The 19,836-nt window shown below is 70.1% G+C and carries 17 protein-coding genes; 10 read left to right on the forward strand and 7 right to left on the reverse strand.

Going from position 1 to position 19,836, the window contains the following annotated elements; translation table 11 throughout:
- Positions 1–2: 2 nt before the first annotated feature.
- From dxs to FHP08_RS00610, 3 genes are read right to left on the reverse strand one after another with little or no spacing between them, the layout of a single operon-like run.
- Positions 3–1,916 carry a 1-deoxy-D-xylulose-5-phosphate synthase gene (gene dxs, locus FHP08_RS00600; protein WP_407703951.1) on the reverse strand — a complete coding sequence of 638 codons (1,914 nt, stop codon included), beginning with the start codon at positions 1,914–1,916 and terminating at the stop codon, positions 3–5.
- On the reverse strand, positions 1,913–2,833 hold the full coding sequence (locus FHP08_RS00605; RefSeq protein ID WP_147703079.1) for a polyprenyl synthetase family protein: 921 nt from the start codon (positions 2,831–2,833) through the stop codon (positions 1,913–1,915). Before FHP08_RS00605 ends, dxs begins: the two co-directional genes overlap by 4 nt.
- Before the next feature lie 53 nt (positions 2,834–2,886).
- A complete protein-coding gene (locus FHP08_RS00610) occupies positions 2,887–3,195 on the reverse strand; it encodes an exodeoxyribonuclease VII small subunit (protein WP_147702375.1) in 309 nt (102 codons plus the stop codon).
- Positions 3,196–3,367: 172 nt separating this feature from the next.
- Between FHP08_RS00610 and FHP08_RS00615 the strand changes: the two genes are divergently transcribed.
- From FHP08_RS00615 to FHP08_RS00630, 4 genes are read left to right on the forward strand one after another with little or no spacing between them, the layout of a single operon-like run.
- Complete coding sequence (locus tag FHP08_RS00615; protein WP_147702376.1) at positions 3,368–4,474, forward strand: aromatic ring-hydroxylating oxygenase subunit alpha; 1,107 nt, start codon at positions 3,368–3,370, stop codon at positions 4,472–4,474.
- 12 nt (positions 4,475–4,486) lie between these two features.
- The gene (locus tag FHP08_RS00620) at positions 4,487–5,395 is read left to right on the forward strand and encodes a DMT family transporter (RefSeq protein ID WP_147702377.1); all 909 of its coding nucleotides are present in this window, start codon (positions 4,487–4,489) and stop codon (positions 5,393–5,395) included.
- Positions 5,392–6,246 (forward strand): sulfurtransferase, encoded by an 855-nt coding sequence (locus FHP08_RS00625; protein WP_147702378.1) that lies wholly within the window; start codon positions 5,392–5,394, stop codon positions 6,244–6,246. The genes FHP08_RS00620 and FHP08_RS00625 overlap by 4 nt, the downstream gene beginning before the upstream one ends.
- A gap of 13 nt (positions 6,247–6,259) precedes the next feature.
- Positions 6,260–6,847: an AAA family ATPase gene (locus FHP08_RS00630; RefSeq protein ID WP_147702379.1), complete on the forward strand. Its 588-nt coding sequence runs from the start codon at positions 6,260–6,262 to the stop codon at positions 6,845–6,847.
- 709 nt (positions 6,848–7,556) lie between these two features.
- Here FHP08_RS00630 and FHP08_RS00640 read toward each other — a convergent pair.
- Entirely contained in the window at positions 7,557–8,183 is a 627-nt protein-coding gene (locus FHP08_RS00640; protein ID WP_147702381.1) for a glutathione S-transferase family protein, read from the reverse strand.
- Positions 8,184–8,359: 176 nt separating this feature from the next.
- Here FHP08_RS00640 and FHP08_RS00645 point away from each other — a divergent pair, with 176 nt between their 5' ends.
- Positions 8,360–9,127 carry a ZIP family metal transporter gene (locus FHP08_RS00645; RefSeq protein WP_147703080.1) on the forward strand — a complete coding sequence of 256 codons (768 nt, stop codon included), beginning with the start codon at positions 8,360–8,362 and terminating at the stop codon, positions 9,125–9,127.
- 323 nt (positions 9,128–9,450) lie between these two features.
- Here FHP08_RS00645 and polA read toward each other — a convergent pair whose 3' ends face one another.
- On the reverse strand, positions 9,451–12,303 hold the full coding sequence (gene polA, locus FHP08_RS00650; protein ID WP_147702382.1) for a DNA polymerase I: 2,853 nt from the start codon (positions 12,301–12,303) through the stop codon (positions 9,451–9,453).
- On the opposite strand from polA, the gene FHP08_RS00655 reads away from it, so the two are divergent.
- From FHP08_RS00655 to FHP08_RS00665, 3 genes are read left to right on the forward strand one after another with little or no spacing between them, the layout of a single operon-like run.
- A complete protein-coding gene (locus FHP08_RS00655; RefSeq protein WP_147702383.1) occupies positions 12,302–13,036 on the forward strand; it encodes an LOG family protein in 735 nt (244 codons plus the stop codon). The genes polA and FHP08_RS00655 overlap by 2 nt on opposite strands.
- 1 nt (position 13,037) lies before the next feature.
- Positions 13,038–14,009, forward strand: coding sequence for a homoserine kinase (locus FHP08_RS00660; RefSeq protein WP_147702384.1), 972 nt, complete (start codon positions 13,038–13,040; stop codon positions 14,007–14,009).
- 39 nt (positions 14,010–14,048) lie between these two features.
- Positions 14,049–14,834 carry a BPSS1780 family membrane protein gene (locus FHP08_RS00665; protein WP_147702385.1) on the forward strand — a complete coding sequence of 262 codons (786 nt, stop codon included), beginning with the start codon at positions 14,049–14,051 and terminating at the stop codon, positions 14,832–14,834.
- Positions 14,835–14,853: 19 nt separating this feature from the next.
- On the opposite strand, the gene FHP08_RS00670 is transcribed toward FHP08_RS00665, so the two are convergent.
- Positions 14,854–17,265, reverse strand: coding sequence for a UvrD-helicase domain-containing protein (locus FHP08_RS00670; protein WP_147702386.1), 2,412 nt, complete (start codon positions 17,263–17,265; stop codon positions 14,854–14,856).
- Positions 17,266–17,338: 73 nt separating this feature from the next.
- A complete protein-coding gene (locus FHP08_RS00675) occupies positions 17,339–17,800 on the reverse strand; it encodes an OmpA family protein (protein ID WP_147702387.1) in 462 nt (153 codons plus the stop codon).
- A gap of 108 nt (positions 17,801–17,908) precedes the next feature.
- Here FHP08_RS00675 and FHP08_RS00680 point away from each other — a divergent pair, with 108 nt between their 5' ends.
- Positions 17,909–19,072 carry an MFS transporter gene (locus FHP08_RS00680; protein WP_147702388.1) on the forward strand — a complete coding sequence of 388 codons (1,164 nt, stop codon included), beginning with the start codon at positions 17,909–17,911 and terminating at the stop codon, positions 19,070–19,072.
- Positions 19,069–19,836: an SDR family oxidoreductase gene (locus FHP08_RS00685; RefSeq protein ID WP_147702389.1), complete on the forward strand. Its 768-nt coding sequence runs from the start codon at positions 19,069–19,071 to the stop codon at positions 19,834–19,836. Before FHP08_RS00680 ends, FHP08_RS00685 begins: the two co-directional genes overlap by 4 nt.

The raw sequence follows: 19,836 nt of genomic DNA on the forward strand, positions 1-19,836 counted from the left end.
GCTCAGGCCCCGAATCGTTCGCGCACCGAGCGCTCGATCCCGGCGCCGTCCAGCCCCTCGAGCCGCAGCAATTGCGCCTGCTCGCCGTGGTCGATGAAGCGGTCGGGCAGGCCCAGCTGCAGCAGCGGAAGCACGAGGCGCCGCGCGGCCATCGCCTCGGCGACCGCGCTGCCGGCGCCGCCCATGACGACATGCTCTTCCACCGTCACGAAGGCCTCGTGCGCGGCAGCCAGCTCGCCCAGCAGGTCGGCATCGACCGGCTTCACGAAGCGCATGTTGACCACGGTGGCGTCGAGCGCCTCGCCGGCGGCCAGTGCCGGCGCGAGCATCGTGCCGAAGGCGAGGATCGCGATCCGCCGGCCCTGCCGGCGGACCTCGGCCTTGCCGAGCGGAATCTCGGTGAAGGCCTTCTCGACCGCCGCCCCGGCGCCCGCCCCGCGCGGGTAGCGCACCGCCGCCGGACCGTCGTGCCGGAACGCGCTGTAGAGCATCTGCCGGCACTCGTTCTCGTCGGACGGCGCGTAGACCACCAGGTTGGGCACGCAGCGCAGATAGGCGAAATCGTAGGCGCCCGCGTGGGTGGCGCCGTCGGCCCCCACCAGTCCGGCGCGGTCGAGCGCGAACATGACCGGCAGGTTCTGCAAGGCCACGTCGTGGATCAGCTGGTCGTAGCCGCGCTGCAGGAAGGTGCTGTAGATCGCGACCACCGGCTTGAGTCCCTCGCAGGCGATGCCGGCCGCAAAGGTCACCGCATGCTGCTCGGCGATGCCCACGTCGAAGTAGCGCCGCGGAAAGCGCTTCTCGAACTCCACCAGGCCCGAGCCCTCGCGCATGGCCGGCGTGATGGCCACCAGCCGCTCGTCGGCCTCGGCCATGTCGCAGACCCAGTCCGAGAACACTTGCGTGTAGGTGGGCCGCGAGGGCTTGGTCGACTTGACGATGCCCTGCCCCGGATCGAAACGGCCCGGGCCGTGATAGAGCACCGGGTCGGCCTCGGCCAGCTTGTAGCCCTGTCCCTTGCGGGTCACGACGTGCAGGAACTGGGGGCCGCGCAGCTCGCGCAGGTTCTGCAAGGTGGGGATCAGGCTGTCGAGATCGTGGCCGTCGATCGGGCCCACGTAGTTGAAGCCGAACTCCTCGAACAGCGTGCCCGGCACCACCATGCCCTTGGCATGCTCCTCGAGGCGCTTGGCGAGCTCGAAGAGCGGCGGCACGTTCTGCAGCACCGCGCGGCCCAGGTCGCGGGCCTTGGAGTAGAAGCGCCCCGAGAGAAGCCGGGCCAGGTAGCGGTTGAGCGCCCCCACTGGCGGCGAAATCGACATGTCGTTGTCGTTGAGGATCACGAGCAGGTCGATGTCCGGCGTGACGCCGGCGTTGTTGAGCGCCTCGAAGGCCATGCCGGCAGACATCGCGCCGTCGCCGATCACCGCCACGTGGCGGCGACGGTTCGGGCCTTCGTTCTCGCCCTTGTTGCGCGAGGCCACGGCCATGCCGAGCGCGGCCGAGATCGAGGTGGACGAATGCGCGGTGCCGAAGGCGTCGTGCTCGCTCTCGCTGCGCTTCGGGAAGCCCGAGATGCCGCCCAGCTGGCGCAGCGTGGCCATGCGCTCGCGCCGGCCGGTCAGGATCTTGTGCGGGTAGCTCTGGTGGCCCACGTCCCAGATCAGGCGGTCGCGCGGGGTGTCGAACACATAGTGCAGCGCGATCGTGAGTTCGACCGTGCCGAGATTCGACGACAGGTGGCCGCCGGTGCGCGAGACCGACTGCAGGACGAAGTCGCGCAGCTCGGCGGCGAGCTGGGGCAGCCGCGCGCGATCCATGGCGCGCAGGATGGAAGGATCGTCGACGGCGGCCAGCAGCGGCCAGGTCGTGCCGTGCGGCGCCGTCTCGCGGTTCGCGTCGGACATGTCGGTCATGAGCGCCTCAGAACGATCAGGTCGGCAAGCTCGCGCAGCCTGCGGCCAGCCTCGCCCAGCGGGGCGATCGCCGACAGCGCCGAGGCATGCAGGTCGGCGGCCATTCGCCTGGATTCGGCCAGCCCCAGCACCGACACGTAAGTCGGCTTGTTGCTGTCGGCATCCTTGCCTGCCGTCTTGCCCAGCGTGGCGGCGTCGCCCTCCACGTCGAGAATGTCGTCCACCACCTGGAAGGCCAGCCCGATCGCCTCGGCATACTGGTCGAGACGCGCGCGCGCGTCGTCGAGACGCGAATGCGTGTCGCCGGCGCCGGGGCGCGCCAAGGCCTCCGCCGGCGCGTCGCCGCACATCGCGCCCAGCCTCACCGAGGCGCGCAGCAGCGCGCCGGTCTTGCGGCGGTGCATGTCCTCGAGCGCGGCCTGGGTCATGGGCCCGCCGACCGCGGCCAGGTCGATCGCCTGGCCGCCGGCCATGCCGCGCGAACCGGCCGCGGCGGCCAGTTCGGCCACCATCCGGGCAGCCCCCGGGCGGTCGACGCCGGCCAGCACCTCGAAGGCCATCGCCTGCAGCGCGTCGCCGACCAGCATCGCCAGCGCCTCGCCCCAGACCACGTGCACCGTGGGGCGGCCCCGCCTGAGGATGTCGTCGTCCATGCAGGGCAGGTCGTCGTGGACCAGCGAGTAGGCGTGGATCAACTCGACCGCGCAGCCCGCCGCGACCAGCGCCGCCTGCGGCGCGCCGACCGCCTCGCCGGCCGCCAGGACCAGCAGCGGGCGGATCCGCTTGCCGCCGCCCAGCACCGCGTAACGCATCGCATCGTGCAGGGGCACCGGGTGCGCGTCCGCCGCGGGCAACGCGGTCTCGAGCGCGCGCTCGATGCAGGCGGCATGGCCGCTCATCCAGTCCGGGAAGGACATCGCTGAAGGCGCGCGAGGCGCCGCGGCGGCGCCGGCCTCGTCGGAAACCTCGCTCACGCTTCTTCGTCCTGACGGGCGTCAAAGGGCCTGAGGACGTCGGCTTCCAGAATACGAACCTGCTGCTCGACCTCCGCAAGCGCCTTGCGGGCAGTCCCCACGAGTTCCGCACCGCGACGGTAAGCCGCGAGCGACTGCTCGAGACTCAGGGATCCGCCTTCCATCTGCTGGACGATGCCCTCGAGCTCGCTCAACGCGGATTCGAAGCGATCTGGCGTGGCGGATGCATCGGGCAAGGCATCCGGGTTGCCGCCGGCAGCGTCGGCGGCGGTGCGTCCCGCATCGGGACTGTTGGAACGGGCCATCGGGGGACGATCCTGCGCGCGATTCGGCAAAGGCTTGATTTTACCCGGGTTCCCCAAACGGGGTATCCTTTCGCCTTTTGTCGGCCGTGGCCGGATCCCGTCTCCGGGTCCTGCGTCCAGCCTGCGGCCGGGCTTGGTTCCGTCCTTCGACTTTTTGAACTGGAGGGTCAGGATGTCGGATCTGGGTCGTCGTGAGTACCTCACCCCCTCGCGCACGCAGCTTCCCGTTTCTGCCTATTTCGACGAGGCGCTGTTCCAGCGCGAGATCGAAACGCTCTTCCGTAAGGGCCCCGGCTACATCGGCCACTCGCTGATGGTGCCCGAGGCCGGCGACTATCATGCGCTCGAGGCCGAACGCGGCGGGCGTGTGCTCGTTCGCAGCGAATCCGGAATCGAGCTGCTGTCCAACGTCTGCCGCCATCGCCAGGCGATCATGCTCAAGGGCCGCGGCAACACCGGCAACATCGTCTGCCCGCTGCACCGCTGGACCTACGACCTGAAGGGGGAGCTGCTCGGCGCGCCGCACTTCGAGGAGCAGCCCTGCCTGAACCTCGGCCGCACGCCCCTGCAGAACTGGCAGGGCCTGCTGTTCGAGGGCCCGCGCGACGTCGCGAAGGACCTGGCCAGGCTGGGCGTTCGCCAGGAGTTCGACTTCTCGGGCTACATGCTCGACCACGTCGAGGTCCACGATTGCGCCTACAACTGGAAGACCTTCATCGAGGTCTACCTTGAGGACTACCACGTGGCGCCCTTCCACCCGGGGCTGGGCCACTTCGTGACCTGCGAGGACCTGCGCTGGGAGTTCGGCGACTGGTACTCGGTGCAGACCGTCGGCATCGCCGACGCGCTGAAGCGGCCCGGATCGCCCGCCTACAAGCGCTGGCACGAGCAGTTGCTGAAGTTCAATCGCGGCGAGATGCCGAAGCACGGCGCGATCTGGATGACCTACTTCCCGAACGTGATGGTCGAGTGGTATCCACACGTGCTGGTCGTGTCCACGCTGATCCCGCGCGGCGTGCAGCACACGACCAACATCGTGGAGTTCTACTATCCGGAAGAGATCGTCCTGTTCGAGCGCGAATTCGTCGAAGCCGAACGCGCGGCCTACATGGAGACCGCGGTCGAGGACGACGAGATCGCGCTTCGCATGGACGCAGGCCGCCGGGCGCTGTTCGATCGCGGCGAGAACCAGGCCGGCCCCTACCAGAGCCCGATGGAAGACGGCATGCAGCACTTCCACGAGTTCCTGCGCCGACAGCTCGGGGCGGTCGGTGACTGACAGGCAGCGCTGATGCAGGCGCTCTGGATGATCGCGGGGGCGCTCGCCTTCACCCTGATGGGGGCGGTGATCAAGCTGCTCGCGGCGTCTTCCTTCGGCGCCTTCGAGCTGGTCTTCTGGCGCGGCGTGGTCGGCATCGGCCTGATGGCCGCCTTCCTTCGCTGGCACCGGATTTCGCCGGCCAGCGGCCGGTTCGGGATGCACGCTTCGCGTTCGGTCGTCGGCACGCTGGCGATGTTCTGCTGGTTCTACACGCTGGGCCCGCTGTCGATGGGCACCGCGTTCACGCTGAACTACACCTCGCCGATCTTCATCGCGCTGGCGGTGGCTGCCGCCGCCCGGTGGCGAGGCGACCGCCAGCCCTCGCGCGGGCGGCTCCACTTCGCGATGGCGGCCAGCTTCGCCGGCGTGCTGCTGATCCTGCGCCCGTCCATCGGGCAGGGACAGGAGCTCGCGTTCGCGATCGGCCTGCTCGGCGCCCTGCTCACCGCGGCCGCCTACCTGCAGGTGCGCGCGCTGGGCCGGGCCGGCGAGCCCGAGTGGCGAACCGCGTTCTGGTTCTCGGTGGTCAACTGCCTGCTGGCGGCGCTCGCCGCCACCGCCTTCGGCGGCTGGAGCCCGGTGTCGCTCGCCGACCTGCCGGCCCTGCTCGCGATCGGCGTGCTGGCGGCCATCGGCCAGCTGTGCATGACCCGCGCGTTCGGACGCGGTCGCACCCTGCTCGCCGCGAACCTGCAGTACAGCGGTGTGGTCTTCGCCACGATGGCCGGCTGGATCCTGTTCGGCGAGTCGCACGACCTGCCGGAACTGGCCGGCATCGCGCTGATCGTGGCCAGCGGCGTCGGCGCCTCGCTGGCGCCGCAGACGGCTGCCCGCCCCGCCTCCCCTTCGATCGAACCCCTGGCCAGGTCGCCACGATGATCCACACCACGCTGATCGACGCCGAAACCCTCGCCACCGTCCTCGACGACTGCGTGATCGTCGACTGCCGGCACGACCTGATGGACCCGACGGCGGGCCCGCGCGGTTACGCCGAGGGCCACATCCCCCGCGCCTGGTTCATGCACCAGGACACTGATCTGGCCGGACCGAAGAACGGCCGCAACGGCCGCCACCCGCTGCCCGACAGGGCGGTGATGCGCCGCCGGCTCGAGGCCATCGGCCTGTCCGACGCGAAGCAACTGGTCGTGTACGACGTGCAGGGCGGCATGTTCGCGGTGCGCCTGTGGTGGCTCGCACGCTGGCTGGGTCACCGCGCGGTCGCGGTGCTCGACGGCGGCCTGCCCGCCTGGGCCAATGCCGGTTTTCCGGTCACCCGCGCGGCGCCCCAGCCACCGGCCGCCCCCGGCAAGCTGAGCGAGCGCCCCTCGCTGGCCGGCGCGGTCGACGCCGCCGCGGTCCTCGCCAACCTGGACACGCGCGAGCGCCTGCTGGTGGACGCGCGCTCGCCGGAGCGCTACCGCGGCGAGACCGAGCCCCTCGATCCGGTGGCCGGGCACATTCCTGGCGCGATCAACCGGCCCTTCCAGCAGAACCTGAGGCCGGATGGCCGCTTCAAGCCGGCCGAGGTGCTGCGCCAGGAATTCGCGGCGCTGCTGGGCGAGCGCTCGCCGCGGCAGGTGGTCCACCAATGCGGATCGGGCGTGACCGGCTGTCACAACCTGCTCGCCATGGAACTCGCCGGACTGGCCGGCTCGTCCCTCTACCCCGGCTCGTGGAGCGAATGGTGCGCCGACCCGGCGCGGCCGATGGCCACCGGATCCGAGCCCTGAGCGGCCCGCAGCCGTGGCAGGCGGCACGCCGAGGCTGATCGTCTTCGCCGGCCACGCGGGCACCGGCAAGACCACGCTCGCCCGCATGGCCGTGCCGCGTCTGCACGCGATGACCGGCGAGAGCTTCTGCGTGCTCGACAAGGACACCGTCTACGGCGCATTCAGCTCGAAGGTCATGGGCCTGCTGACCGGCGATCCCGACGACCGCGACAGCCCGACCTACCTCGAGCACCTGCGCGACCAGGAGTACTCGGGCCTGCTCGACATCGCCCGCGAGAATCTGGAGCTCGGGGTCAACGTGGTGCTGGTGGGGCCCTTCTCGCGCGAAGTGAAGAGCCGCCGGATGTTCGATGCCGCCGCGCTCGGCACGCCAGCCGGCAGCCCGATCCGCGTGGTCTGGGTGGCGCTCGAGGAGGCCGAGGCGAAGCGCAGGATCGTGGCCCGCGGCGACCACCGCGACCGGTACAAGCTCGAGCACTGGGACGAATATCGGGTGCGGCGCTTCGATCCGGATCCGGCCGAGTACCCGGCGCTGATCCGTTACGACAACACGGTGCGCTCGGCGGAGCGCTTCGAGGCGCTGCTGGCGCGGCTGTGCTGACGCTTCGCGGTCACTCCCTCGTCTTTTCGGGTATGCCCGACCCGGCCGGGGCATCGGCATGAGCCGGGACCGGTGCTGCGCCCCTCGCCTGCGGCGAGGGGTTCCGGCGTCTACCTCGTCGCCGGCGGCTCGGGCGCAACTCGCGAGCCCTGCGGGCTCGCTCGGACAGCGCCCTCGCTGATCGCCGGCTCCTTCGGTAGCCCGCCGCTTGCACAAGGTCCCGGCTCATGCCGATGCCCCCGCCGGGCCTGGATGTTGCGATGTGCGCGAAGGTGTTCGCGCGACGCGACCGGCGCATCGCAAGGCCCGCGCTCCACGGCCCTCGCACTGACGCTCGCGTCGACGCAGGCTCGCGCAGCCACGCCGACGACCGCGATCGAGCCGCCAAGCGAGCCAGCTCCGCTTCCGCGTCAGCCAACGGCGGAGCGAAGCGAACGCCCCCGCTCGCGCAGGGCGAAGACCTCCAGGGTCGGCGGTGCGGCGGCCGGATGCCGGACTTTGGGCAAGCCGCGGGCTGCCGTAGTAGCCGGCGATCAGCGAGGGCGCTGTCCGAGCGGGCCCTCCGGGCCCGCGAGTTGCGCCCGAGCCGCCGGCGACAAGGCAGACGCGGGAACCCCCCGCCGCAGGCGGGGGGCGCAGCCCTCGTCCGGCATCCGGCCGCCGCGCCGCCGACCCGGGCGATACGAACCTGCCCCGAGCCGGGGAACGGTCAGCTGAGCGGAACCTCGAAGCCGCGCGCCACGCCAGGCCGCGCCATCATCGCCTCGTACCAGCGCTTCACGTTCGGGAAGTCCGCCAGGTCGACCTTGTGGCGCTCATGGCGCCACACCCAGCCGACGATCGCGAAATCGGCGATCGAGAGTTCGTCGGCGAACCAGTCGCGGCCGCCGAGGCGACGGTCCATCACGCCGTAGAGCCGGCGGGTCTCCTTCATGTAGCGGTCGAGCCCGTAGCGCCGGTCTTCCTCGCTCTGCAAGCCCAGGAAATGATGGACCTGACCCGGCATCGGACCGAAGCCGCCCATCTGGAACATCAGCCACTCGTAGACCGGAATGCGGGCACCGAGGTCCCTGGGCAGGAACTTGCCGGTCTTCTCGGCCAGATAGAGCAGGATCGCGCCGGACTCGAACACGCTGACCGGCTTGCCGCCGGGGCCATCGGGATCGACGATCGCCGGGATCTTGTTGTTCGGGCTGATCTTCAGGAACTCCGGCGCGAACTGCGCGCCCTTCGTGATGTCGATCGGGGTCACGTGGTAGGGAAGGCCCATCTCTTCCAGCGCCACGCTGATCTTGCGGCCGTTCGGGGTGTTCCAGGTGTAGAGCTCGATCGTCATGCGGGTCTCCGTGGGTTCTTTGGTCGAGTGGAGGAGCATCGGATGGGGATGCCTGATGTTACACTGTCGCATCTTGCTCACCGCGATGGACAGCGCTTCGGCGCGCCGGCAATCGGCCCGCCGTCCCGCGGCGCGCACCTGACCGCATCCCCGGGGTTTCCTTCGTGACTCTCGCAATGATCGTCGCCGCCACGCTGCTGGGCGGCGCCGCGAGCGTGTTCGCTGCCGCCGCGCTGTCGCTCACCGTCCTCGCCGGCCTGGTCCGGCAGCTGGTGAGTCTCTCCGCCGGCTTGCTGCTGGCCACCTCGATCCTCCACGTGATCCCCGAAGCCTTCGAATCCGGCGCCGACCTGCACGCGCTGGCGTGGACGCTGCTGATCGGGGTGATCGCCTTCTTCCTGCTCGAGAAGCTCGAGGTGCTGCGCCACAGCCATCACCACGAGGGCGACGGGCATGCCCACCACGACGGCCACGACCGCGAGGAAGCCGGGCCCGGCGGCGCGATGATCCTGGTCGGCGACTCGATCCACAACTTCGCCGACGGCGTGCTGATCGCGGCGGCCTTCATGGTCGACCTCAAGCTGGGCTGGCTCACCACGCTGGCCATCGCGGCTCACGAGATACCGCAGGAGATCGGCGACTTCATCGTGCTTCTGAACGCCGGCTACACGCGCAAGCGCGCGCTGCTGTTCAACGTCCTGAGCGGGCTCGCCGCCGTGATCGGCGGCGTGGCCGGCTATTTCGTGCTGGCCGAGTCGGCCGCGCTGCTGCCCTACGTGCTGGTGCTGGCCGCGGCCAGCTTCATCTACGTGGCCCTGGCCGACCTGGTGCCGGACCTGCACAGGCACTCGCGGCATCGCGGCGAATGGAAGGTGCAGTTCGCGCTGATGATGGTGGGCGTGGCGATCGTGGCGCTGCTCACGACGCAGCTGCACGTGCACTGATCGCGTTCCGCCCGGCGCGCGTACCCATTGCGCGGCCTGACCCGATGCAGAACGTCAGGTCGAGGGCGGCGAGCGGAACGGTTCCGACGCCGGACCTCGTGGCAAGCCGCGGGCTGACGAAGGAACCGGCGATCAGGGAGGGCGCTGTCCGAGCGGGCCACTCGGGCCCGCGAGTTGCGCCCGACCCGCCGGTGACGAGGCAGACGCGGGAACCCCTCGCCGCAGGCGAGGGGCGCCGCCACTGTCCGGCGTCGGAGCCGTTCCACTCGCCGCCCGGGCGCATGCCCCGACCGAGGGCCAGGCCGCGCACCGGGTGAGCGCGCTCAGTGCGCCTGCTCCCAATTGGCGCCGGCGCCGACTTCGACTTCCAGCGGCACGTCGAGCCTGGCCACGCCGGTCATCAGGCCCGGCAGCTTCTCGCGCACTGCGTCCAGCTCGCCTTCGGGCACCTCCAGCACCAGTTCGTCGTGCACCTGCATGATCAGCTTGCTCCGCATGCGCTCGCGGTCGAGCCAGCCCTGCACGGCGATCATGGCCATCTTGATCAGGTCGGCGGCGGTGCCCTGCATCGGCGCGTTGATCGCGGCGCGTTCGGCGCCGGCGCGGCGCGGGCCGTTGGGGCTGTTGATCTCTGCCAGCCACAGGCGGCGGCCGAACACGGTTTCCACGTAGCCCTGCTCGTGTGCAAGCGCCCGAGTGCGGTCCATGTACTCGCGCACGCCGGGGTAGCGGGCGAAGTAGCGGTCGATCCAGTTCTTCGCGGCTTCGCGCTCGATGCCCAGGTTCTGCGCCAGGCCGAAGGCGCTCATGCCGTAGATCAGGCCGAAGTTGATCACCTTGGCGTAGCGGCGCTGCTCGGCGCTGACGTCGGCCGGCGCCGCGCCGAAGACCTCGGACGCGGTGGCGCGGTGCACGTCCATGCCCTCGGCGAAGGCGCGGCGCAGGCTCGGGTCGGCCGAGATGTGCGCCATGATCCGCAACTCGATCTGCGAATAGTCGGCCGACACGATCTTCGCGCCCGGCGGCGCGACGAAGGCCTCGCGGATGCGCCGCCCTTCCGCGGTGCGCACCGGGATGTTCTGCAGGTTCGGGTCGCTGGACGCGAGCCGGCCGGTCACCGCCACCGCCTGCGAGTAGCTGGTGTGCACGCGCCCGGTCTTCGGGTCGACCATCTGCGGCAGCTTGTCGGTGTAGGTGCTCTTGAGCTTGGCGAGCCCCCGGAAGTCGAGCAGCAGCCGCGGCAGCGGATAGTCCTCGGCGAGCTTGGCGAGCACTTCCTCGTCGGTGGAGGGCGCGCCGCTGGCCGTCTTCTTGACCACCGGCAGCTTCAGGTTGCCGAACAGGATCTCGCCGAGCTGCTTGGGCGAATTCAGGTTGAAGGGCTGCCCGGCGACCTCGTAGGCCTGCTTCTCGAGCGCCATCAGCTTGCGGCCCAGCTCGTCGGACTGCCGCGCCAGCGCCCCCGTGTCGACCAGCACGCCGTTGCGCTCCACGCGCTGCAGGATCACCGACACCGGGACCTCGATGTCGCGGTAGATCTCGAGCAGGCGATCGTCCTCGGCGATGCGCGGATACAGCGCGCGGTGCAGGTGCATCGTCACGTCGGCGTCTTCGGCCGCGTACTCCGTGGCGCGCTCCACCGCCACCTGCTCGAAGCCGATGCGGCTCGCGCCCTTGCCGGTCACCTCGTCGTAGCGGATCGTGCGACGGTGCAGGTGGCGCTCGGCCAACGAGTCCATGTCGTGCGAGCGGTGGGCCTCGAGCACGTAGCTCTGCAGCAGCGTGTCGTGCGCGATGCCGGCGAGCTTCACGCCGAAGTTCTCCAGCACGTGGGCATCGTACTTCAGGTTCTGGCCGACCTTGTGATGCTTCGGGCTTTCCAGCCAGGGCCGCAGCCTGGCCAGCACGTGGCCGCGATCGAGCTGGTCGGGCGCGCCGGCGTACGTGTGCGCGACCGGAACGTAGCAGGCCTCCCAGGGTTCGACCGACAGCGACAGGCCGACGAGCTCGGCGCGCATCGGGTCGAGGGAGGTGGTCTCGGTGTCGAAGGCCACGAGTTCCGCCTTCTCGATGCGGGCGATCCAGCGATCGAGCTGCGCGTCGGTGAGCACGGTCTCGTAGACCGGTTGGCGCGCCTGGGCGCCGGCCGATCCTGCGTCGGACGCGGTGCCGTCGGCGCCATTGCCGGCCGCGCCGGCGTTGTCGCTGTCCCGCGCCGCGCTCGCCGCGGGCGACACGGTGTCGGCCGCGCCGCGCGCGCCCACCACGCGGGCGCGCGGCCTGGGCGACTCGCCCTCGAGCTCGCGCAGCCAGGTGCGAAACCCGCAACGCGTGTAGAGCTCGCGCAGGGTCTCGTCGTCGTCGTCGCCCAGCTGCAGCGCCGCGTCGACGCCGAGCTCGCCGGGCAGCGCGCAATCGGTCTTCACGGTGACCAGCTTGCGCGCGGTGGGCAGCCAGTCGAGCGACTTTCGCAGGTTGTCGCCTACCACGCCCTTGATCTCGTCGGCATGCGCCACGACTTCATCGAGCGAGCCGTACTGCTCGAGCCACTTGACCGCGGTCTTGGGGCCGCACTTGGGCACGCCCGGCACGTTGTCCACCGTGTCGCCGACCAGCGCGAGCCAGTCCACGATCCGCTCGGGCGGCACCCCGAACTTCTCGATCACCGCCTCGCGGTCCAGCGGCTTCGGCGGCCCGTTGTCGCGGGTCATCGTGTCGACCAGCACGACCTTGTCGTCGACCAGCTGCGCGAGGTCCTTGTCGCCGGTGGCGACCACGGTCTTCATGCCCCGCTCGCTGGCTTGCCGGGCGAGCGTGCCGATCACGTCGTCGGCCTCGATGCCCTCGATCATGACCAGCGGCCAGCCGAGCGCCCGCACGAGCTCGTGGATCACCGGGATCTGCTTGCGCAGGTCGTCGGGCATCGCCTTGCGGGTGGCCTTGTATTCGGGATACCAGTCGTCGCGGAAGGTGGGGCCCGGCGCGTCGAAGACCACTGCCCCCATCCGGGCGCCGCCGCTCAATTTGCCGTCGTTGCGCAGACGCCGTAGCATCGCGACCATGCCGTAGACGGCGCCCGTCGGCTCGCCTTCGCCGTTCCGCAGGTCCGGCAGCGCATGAAACGCGCGATACAGAAAACTCGAGCCGTCGACCAGCAGAAGCGTTTCTTCAGACATGTCCAGCAGCAAGCAGGTGCCGCAGTTGCGCGCGATATCGGACCAGGAGCGCTCGACGTCGCTCAAGGCGCGCGAGTCCTGGCACATCCTGGGAATTATCTCAGAGTTCATCGAGGCCACCGAGCGCCTGGCCGCCACGCGCCCCGCCGTCTCGGTCTTCGGCAGCGCGCGGATCAAACCCGGCCATCGCTGGTACGAGTTCACCGTCGAGCTGTCGCGACAGCTCTCCGATGCCGGCTTCGCGGTGATCTCCGGGGGCGGACCCGGCATCATGGAGGCCGCCAACCGCGGCGCCTTCGCCGGCCGCTCGGCCTCGATCGGGCTGAACATCCAGCTGCCGCACGAGCAGCTCAGCAACGATTACCAGGACATCTCGCTGGGCTTTCGCCACTTCTTCGCGCGCAAGGTCGCCTTCGCGAAGTACGCGACCGCCTATGTCGCGGTGCCGGGCGGCTTCGGCACGCTGGACGAAACGCTGGAGGTGCTCACGCTGATCCAGACCCGGATGGGCCGCAGGATCCCGGTGATCCTGGTCGACTCCGGCTTCTGGAAGGGCCTGCTCGACTGGATCCGCGAGCAACTGCTCGGCAACGGCCTGATCTCGCCCGAGGACCTCGAGCTGATCCAGGTCATCGACGACCCGACCCAGGCGGTCGAGGCGATCTTCGACTTCTACCAGTCGCGCGGCTTCGTGCCCACCGCCGACGAAAGCGAAAGCCTGCTCTACCTCTGACATGGCCGTCTTCACGACCGTTTCGCGCGACGAACTCGCGCGCTGGCTGCAATCGTTCGATCTCGGCGAGCTGCTCGGCTACGAGGGCATCGCCTCCGGTATCGAGAACACGAACTACTTCGTCGACCTGGCCCGCGGCCGCTTCGTGCTGACGCTGTTCGAGCGGCTCTCTCCCCAGGAGCTGCCGTTCTACCTGGAGCTGATGAAGCACCTCGCCTCGCACGGCATCGCTTGCCCCGACCCGGTGGCCGATCGCGAAGGCCGCTTGCTGTCGACCCTGCACGCCAAGCCGGCGGCGCTGGTCACCCGGCTGGCCGGCCGCGCCCGGATGGATCCCGGGCCCGCGCACTGCGCGCTGGTCGGCGAAGCGCTGGCCCGGATGCACCTGGCCGCCGTCGACTACCCCGGCACGCTGCCGAACCTGCGCGGCCTGCCCTGGTGGGTCGAGACCACGCCCAAGGTGCTGCCCTTCCTTTCCACGGACCAGTCCGCGCTGCTGCGCGACGAACTCGCGACCCAGCAGCGCTTTGCCGACGGCCGGGTCTGCGCCGCGCTGCCGCGCACCGCGGTGCACGCCGACCTGTTCCGGGACAACGTGCTGTTCGACCAGGCCGCCGACGGTTCGCCAAGGCTGGGCGGCGTCATCGACTTCTATTTCGCCGGCGTCGACAGCTGGGTCTTCGACCTGGCGGTCACGGTCAACGACTGGTGCATCGTCGATGCCGACGGTCGCTTCGACGACGCGAAACTGGCCGCGCTGCTCGGCGCCTATCGCGCGGTGCGCCGGCCGAGCGAGGCCGAGGCCGAGGCCTGGCCGACCATGCTGCGCGCGGCCGCGCTGCGCTTCTGGCTGTCGCGGCTGTTCGACCTGCACTTGCCGCGGCCGGCCGAAATGGTCACCCCGAAGGATCCGGCCGAGTTCGAGCGTATATTGTCGGCGCGCCGCGACTCGGCGAGCGCCCCCTTGTGCTGAGCCGGCCGGCCGACCGGCCCCGAAACCCTTCCTGACTCGATGCAGATCAATCCGCTTCGCGCCGCCACCGGCTGGCGCTGGGTTCGAGACGGCTTTTCGCTGTTGCGCAGGCAGCCGATCGCGCTGCTGGCGATCACCTTCCTGAACCTGATGCTGCTCTCGCTCTCGGTGGTGATCCCGCTGGTGGGCGCGGTGAGCCCGCTGGTGCTCACGCCGGCGCTGATGGTGGGCCTGATGCATGCGGTGCGCTCGGCCGAGGCCGGCCGGATGCCCTCGCCCGGCCTGCTCTTCGCGGGCTTTCGCGACGCCGGCGGCACCGCCTGGCGCCCTTTGCTGGTCCTGGGCGGCTTCAACGCCGCGGCCACGCTGGCCGCGCTGGCGCTGGCCGCGCTGGCCGACGGCGGCACGCTGATGCGGCTCGCGACCGGCCAGGCGGGCGCCGACGAGATGGGCGCCGACGACAGCTCGATGCTCTACGCGGCCATCGTGTTCGTGCTGGTCTACACGCCGATCCAGATGGCCATGTGGTACGCGCCCCTCTTCGCGGCCTGGCACAAGGTGCCGCCGGCCAAGGCGCTGTTCTTCAGCTTCTTCGCGGTCTGGCGCAACAAGTGGGCTTTCCTGGTGTTCGGCGCCGGCTGGTTCGCGGTGGCCTTCCTGGCCTCGCTGGCGGTTCGTCTGCTCGACTCGCTGCTCGGCGACAGTCCGGTCCTGCTGTCGATGCTGCTCTCGCCGTTGTCGCTGGTGCTGATCACCGCGGTGTACTGCTCTTTCTGGGCAAGCTACCGCGACGCGGTGGTCGACGCTCAGACCCCGCCCGGCTGACTTCCCGCGGTGCGCCGCCTCAGCCGACCGGCTCGAGCCTGGCGACGGACAGTGCCAGCCACTTGATGCCCTGGCGCCCGAAATTGATCTGCACCCGGGCGTCCTCGCCGCTGCCCTCGATGCCCACGATGACGCCCTCGCCGAAGCGGGCGTGCGCCACGTTCTGGCCCACCCGCCAGGGCACGCCGCGGTCGAAGCGCAGCGCCGCGCGCTGCTCGGCCTGGGACAGGCGCCCGTTGTCGCCGGTGTCGCGGCCGGAGTGACCGAACTCGCGCCACTCGCCGCGGCGCGCGCCGCCGCTCGCGTGCTGCGCGCCGCTCTCCCAGCGCGGGCTCCAGGCTTCGCGCGGCGCGCCGAAGCCGCGCGCCGTGCCGCCGACCCGCGGCGTGAGCCACTTGAGCGAGCCTTCCGGCAGCTCGTCGAAGAAGCGCGAGCGCAGGTTGTAGCGGGTCTGCCCGTGCAGCATGCGGGTCTGCGAGAAGGACAGGTACAGGCGCTGCCGGGCGCGCGTGATCGCCACGTACATCAGGCGGCGCTCTTCCTCGAGCCCCTCCGGCTCGGTGGCCGAGTTCTCGTGCGGGAACAGGCCCTCTTCCAGGCCGGTGATGAAGACCGCATCGAACTCCAGCCCCTTGGCCGAATGCACGGTCATCAGCTGCACCGCGTCGGCGCCCTCGCCTGCCTGGTTCTCGCCGGCCTCGAGCGAGGCGTGGCCCAGGAAGGCAGCCAGCGGCGTGAGGCGCACCGCCGACACCCCGGGGGCGAGCACCTCGATGCCGTCGGCCGGGTCGATCGGCGCCACGGGCTGCGCGTCACCGGCCCCCGCCATCGGCGCGTCGGCGACGGCCACGCCCTCGCGCGCCGGCACGTCCTGCGAGATACCTTCCTCCGCCAGAAAGGCTGCCGCCGCGTTGACCAGCTCGCGCAGGTTCTCGATGCGCTCCTGGCCTTCCTTCTCGGTTTCGAAGTGGGCCACGAGCCCGCTGCGCTCGATCAGGTGCTCGACCAGATCGGTGAGCGGCATCCGGCGGGTTTCGTCGCGCAGGCGGGCGACCAGACCGGTGAAGGCGGCCAGCTTGGTGGCGGCCGCCCCGCTCAGGCCGCCCACCGCCGCGAACAGGCTGATGCCGCGCGCCCGTGCGGCGTCTTGCAGTTGCTCGAGGGTCCGCGCACCGATCCCGCGCGCCGGGAAGTTCACCACGCGCAGGAAGGCGCCGTCGTCGTCGGGATTCTCGAGCAGCCGCAGATAGGCCAGCGCGTGCTTGATCTCGGCGCGCTCGAAGAAGCGCAGCCCGCCGTAGACCCGATAGGGCATGCCGGCCGAGAACAGCGCGTGCTCGATCACGCGGGACTGCGCGTTGGAGCGGTACAGCACTGCCACGTCGTTGCGCAGGTGTCCTTCCGCGACCAGGCTCCGGATCTCCTCGACCAGCCACTGCGATTCCTGGCCGTCGGTCATGGCCTCGTAGACGCGGACCGGCTCGCCCTCGCCGGACTCGGTCCAGAGGTTCTTGCCCAGGCGCTTGGCGTTGTTGGCGATCAGCGCGTTGGCGCAGCCCAGGATGTGGCCGTGCGAGCGGTAGTTCTGCTCGAGCTTGATCAGGTTCTGTACCCGGTACTCGCGCTCGAAGGCCGCCATGTTGCCCACGTTGGCCCCGCGGAACGCGTAGATGCTCTGGTCGTCGTCGCCGACCGCGAACACGGCCGCGCTGCCACGCTCGGGCCCGCCCGCCAGCAGGCCGATCCATTTGTACTGCAGGACGTTGGTGTCCTGGAACTCGTCGATGAGGATGTGGCGGAAACGATGCTGGTAGTGCTCGCGCAGCAGCTGGTTGCGCTGGAGCAGCTCGTAGCTGCGCAGCAGCAGCTCGGCGAAGTCGACGACGCCTTCGCGCTGGCACTGGTCGTCGTAGGCGGCATACAGCTCGACCATCCGCCGGTTGTAGTCGTCCCAGACCTCGACCTGGCCGGCGCGCAGCCCCTGCTCCTTGCAGTGGTTGACGAAGTGCTGCAGGTTGCGCGGCGGGTACTTCTCGTCGTCGACCCCGAGCGTCTTGAGCAGGCGCTTGATCGCCGCGAGCTGGTCCTGCGAATCGAGGATCTGGAAGGTCTGCGGCAGCGCGGCGTCGCGGTGGTGCGCGCGCAGCATCCGGTTGCACAGCCCGTGGAAGGTGCCGATCCACATGCCGCGCGTATTGATCGGCAGCATGGCGGTGAGCCGCGTGAGCATCTCCTTGGCGGCCTTGTTCGTGAAGGTGACCGCGAGGATGCCCTGGGGGCTGGCCTGGCCGGTGGAGATCAGCCAGGCGATCCTGGTGGTGAGCACCCGGGTCTTGCCGCTGCCGGCCCCGGCGAGGATCAGCGCGTGCTGCGGCGGCAGCGTGACCGCCGCGAGCTGCTGTTCGTTCAGGTTCGCGAGTAGCGTGGACATCGGCGCGCCCGGCCCGGACAGGCCAAAACTGTGATTTTACACAGTGCCGCGCCGAGTGTCCGGCGCAACCCGATCAACGGCGAGCGCCGGTCTTGCGCGAGCGCTGCGACCAGACCGGCTGGCGCGGCGTCAGGCTGCCGTGGCGGATCTCGACGCAGCGGTTAGCCCAGTTGGCCTGCTCGTCGGCCACGTCCGCGATCGGCGCGTTGGCACCGTGGCTGACCCGGACGATCCGGTGGCTCTGCACGCCGAACTTCTCGAGCAGCGCCGCCACCGCCTGGGTGCGGTCCATGCTCAGCGCCACCGCCTCTTCCGGGTCTTCCACCGGATTGGCGTGGCCGGACACGATCAGGGTGCCCCCGGGGCCGGTGTTGAAGCGCTCGGCGTGGTCGCGGATCAGATCGACATAGTTGTCGCGAATGTCGGTCGAATCGCCATCGAAGAAGATCCGGGTGGGCTCGGCCTGACGGGCCTGTGCTGCCGCGGCGTCGACGCCGGGGGTGGTTTCGGGCGACTGACTTGGATTCAACTGCATGCTGCGAACTCTCCCCTGCTTGAAGGTCCGATTTTAGCAAATCGTTTTGCGGCAATATTTCTGACCCGATCGCAAAGGTTTAAGCTGCCGGAACATCAGGCCCCGACCATGACCTCGCTGCTGCTGAACATCGCCCACGCGCTCGACCACCTGGTCCTCCTGATCTTCGCTACGGCGGTCGGCGCGATCGCGGCCGACTTCGGCGTGGGGCGCTGGGAAGACCTGATGCCCTACACCGCGGGCGCCTTCGTCATGTTCGGGCTCGGATCGGTGCCTTCCGGCAGGCTGGGCGACCTCTGGGGTCGCCGCTCCATGATGCTGGTCTTCTTCTTCGGGATCGGCGCCGCCGCACTGCTGGTGGCCGCCACCCGGAATCCCTGGCAGCTGGCTGCCGCGCTGGCCCTGATGGGCGCCTTCGCGTCGATCTACCACCCGGTGGGCATCCCGATGCTGGTCCAGGGCGCCCGACGACCGGGCCACACGATCGGCGTCAACGGACTCGCCGGCAACCTGGGCATCGCCGCCGCCGCGATCTCCACCGGCCTGCTGGTCCAGTTCGCCGGCTGGCGCGCCGCCTTCGTCGCGCCGGGGATCCTCGCGATCGCCTGCGGCCTGCTCTTCATGAAGGTGGCGCCGGCCGAGACCGAATCCCCGGCGAAGCGGGCCGGCAAGCAGCTCGACATCGCGCCCTCCGACCGCAGGCGGGCCTTCCTGGTGATGACGCTGACCGCAGTCACCGGCGGGCTGATCTTCAACTTCACCACCAACGGCAACGGCGAGTTGCTGAAGTCGCGGCTGCCGCTCCTGCTCGAGCAGCCGGCCCTGGTGGGTGCGCTGCTGGCCGGCGTCTACGGCATCGCCTCGCTCGCGCAGGTGGTGGTGGGCAAGCTGATCGACCGCGTGCCGATGAAAACCCTGATGATCGCCATCATGGCCATGCAGCCGCTGCTCTTCGGCGCGGCCTCGCTCGCCGAGGGCTGGGTCTTCTACACGCTGATGATCGTCTTCATGATCTTCGTGTTCGGGGCAATCCCCTTCACCGACGCGATGATCGTTCGTTACGTCGACGACCGGATGCGCTCGCGCGTCACCGGCATGCGTCTGGCGGTGTCCTTCGGCGTCAGCTCGATCGCGGTCTGGCTGCTGGGCCCGCTGGTCAAGGCCTCGGGCTTCACGACACTGCTGGTCCTGCTCGCGGCGATCTCGGCGGTGGCCACCTTGTTCGCCAGCATGCTGCCGGCACAACCTGCGCCCGTGGAGGGCAGACCATGACGAACCCGCTTTTCGACCTGAGCGGCCGTCGCGCGCTGGTCACCGGCTCGAGCCGCGGCATCGGCCTGGCGCTGGCCGCTGCCCTGGGCCAGGCCGGCGCCGCGGTGGTGCTCAACGGCCGCGACTCGGCCACCCTCGCCAGCGCCCGCGAGCAGCTCGCCGCGCATGGCATCGCGGCCTCGCGGGCAGCCTTCGACGTGACCGACGAGGCGGCGGTGAACGCCGAGGTGGCCCGGATCGAGCGCGACGAGGGTCCGATCGACATCCTGGTGAACAACACCGGCATCCAGATCCGCGCGCCGCTCGACCAGTTCGACACGGCGGACTGGCGGCGCATCGTCGACACCAACCTGACCAGCGTCTTCCTGGTCAGCAAGGCCGTCGTGCAGGGCATGATCGCCCGCCGGCGCGGCAAGATCGTCAACATCCTGTCGGTCAACGCCGAGGCGGCGCGCGCCTCCATCGCGCCCTACTCGGCGACCAAGGGCGCGCTGAGGATGCTCACCAAGGGCATGTGCGTGGACTGGGCGCGGCATGGCATCCAGGTCAATGGCCTGGCACCGGGCTACTTCGACACCGAGCTCACCCGCCCGCTGGTGGCCGACCCCGAGTTCAGCGCGTGGATCTCGAAGCGGGTGCCGGCCGGCCGCTGGGGACAGGTCGAGGAGCTGGGCGGCGCGGCGGTCTTCCTGGCCTCGCGCGCCTCGGACTTCGTCAACGGACACGTCCTGTTCGTCGACGGCGGCATGACCGCGAGCCTCTGA

This window comes from Zeimonas arvi (assembly GCF_008039575.1).
GTDB lineage: Bacteria > Pseudomonadota > Gammaproteobacteria > Burkholderiales > Burkholderiaceae_E > Zeimonas > Zeimonas arvi.

What these genes read in the sequence shown, in the direction of transcription:
- dxs (WP_407703951.1), bottom strand. Translation starts at nt 1,916, where the DNA reads ATGACCGACATGTCCGACGCGAACCGCGAGACGGCGCCGCACGGCACG.
- FHP08_RS00605 (WP_147703079.1), bottom strand. Translation starts at nt 2,833, where the DNA reads ATGTCCTTCCCGGACTGGATGAGCGGCCATGCCGCCTGCATCGAGCGC.
- FHP08_RS00610 (WP_147702375.1), bottom strand. Translation starts at nt 3,195, where the DNA reads ATGGCCCGTTCCAACAGTCCCGATGCGGGACGCACCGCCGCCGACGCT.
- FHP08_RS00615 (WP_147702376.1), top strand. Translation starts at nt 3,368, where the DNA reads ATGTCGGATCTGGGTCGTCGTGAGTACCTCACCCCCTCGCGCACGCAG.
- FHP08_RS00620 (WP_147702377.1), top strand. Translation starts at nt 4,487, where the DNA reads ATGCAGGCGCTCTGGATGATCGCGGGGGCGCTCGCCTTCACCCTGATG.
- FHP08_RS00625 (WP_147702378.1), top strand. Translation starts at nt 5,392, where the DNA reads ATGATCCACACCACGCTGATCGACGCCGAAACCCTCGCCACCGTCCTC.
- FHP08_RS00640 (WP_147702381.1), bottom strand. Translation starts at nt 8,183, where the DNA reads ATGACGATCGAGCTCTACACCTGGAACACCCCGAACGGCCGCAAGATC.
- FHP08_RS00645 (WP_147703080.1), top strand. Translation starts at nt 8,360, where the DNA reads ATGATCGTCGCCGCCACGCTGCTGGGCGGCGCCGCGAGCGTGTTCGCT.
- FHP08_RS00655 (WP_147702383.1), top strand. Translation starts at nt 12,302, where the DNA reads ATGTCCAGCAGCAAGCAGGTGCCGCAGTTGCGCGCGATATCGGACCAG.
- polA (WP_147702382.1), bottom strand. Translation starts at nt 12,303, where the DNA reads ATGTCTGAAGAAACGCTTCTGCTGGTCGACGGCTCGAGTTTTCTGTAT.
- FHP08_RS00660 (WP_147702384.1), top strand. Translation starts at nt 13,038, where the DNA reads ATGGCCGTCTTCACGACCGTTTCGCGCGACGAACTCGCGCGCTGGCTG.
- FHP08_RS00665 (WP_147702385.1), top strand. Translation starts at nt 14,049, where the DNA reads ATGCAGATCAATCCGCTTCGCGCCGCCACCGGCTGGCGCTGGGTTCGA.
- FHP08_RS00670 (WP_147702386.1), bottom strand. Translation starts at nt 17,265, where the DNA reads ATGTCCACGCTACTCGCGAACCTGAACGAACAGCAGCTCGCGGCGGTC.
- FHP08_RS00675 (WP_147702387.1), bottom strand. Translation starts at nt 17,800, where the DNA reads ATGCAGTTGAATCCAAGTCAGTCGCCCGAAACCACCCCCGGCGTCGAC.
- FHP08_RS00680 (WP_147702388.1), top strand. Translation starts at nt 17,909, where the DNA reads ATGACCTCGCTGCTGCTGAACATCGCCCACGCGCTCGACCACCTGGTC.
- FHP08_RS00685 (WP_147702389.1), top strand. Translation starts at nt 19,069, where the DNA reads ATGACGAACCCGCTTTTCGACCTGAGCGGCCGTCGCGCGCTGGTCACC.